Source organism: Thermococcus sp. 21S9, assembly GCF_012027635.1.
Lineage (GTDB): Archaea > Methanobacteriota_B > Thermococci > Thermococcales > Thermococcaceae > Thermococcus.
In genome coordinates, this window is record NZ_SNUS01000013.1 from 1 (window position 1) to 527 (window position 527).

The following is a 527-nucleotide window of genomic DNA, read 5'->3' on the forward strand; positions in this document are numbered from 1 at the left end:
GCTTTCCTCGATCTTCCCCCCTTCTCCTTCAAACCACATTGCATGAATCAACCTAAAGTAATAAACTGCCTCCACGAGGCTTGCACCGAGGATTAATGCCACTATCCCTGTTTTTCCTACTTGAAGAGCTGCAAGTAAAAGCCTAAATTTGCTCCAGAAGATGTTGAACAACGGAATTCCTACGACGCTTATTGCTCCAACTGTGATAGCAAAAGCGGTAAGCGGCATTCTCTTTCCTAAGCCTTTGAAGTTCTCTATGTGTGGGCTTCCGAATGTTACTGCAACATAGCCAACAGCTAAGAACATCAGAGCCTTAACTACTGCATGGTTGAGCATGTGGAACACGGCAGCATCAACGGCTTGAGGTGTTGCAACTCCAAAGCCGACAGCTATGAGGCCAATCTGGGCTATACTTGAGTAGGCAAGCATTCTCTTAACGTTTGTCTGCCTTAATGCGGAGAGTTCACCGATGACAACGGTAAGCGTACCGAGGATTAGAATTAAGTTAAGTATTCCCATGAATGCTG

Annotated in this window: 1 protein-coding gene; it reads right to left on the minus strand. The window is 45.7% G+C overall.

Annotated features, from left to right (window positions below; translation table 11 throughout):
• The coding region (locus E3E28_RS10715) for a proton-conducting transporter membrane subunit (RefSeq protein WP_277346789.1) at window positions 1–527 on the minus strand (527 nt) is incomplete at both ends.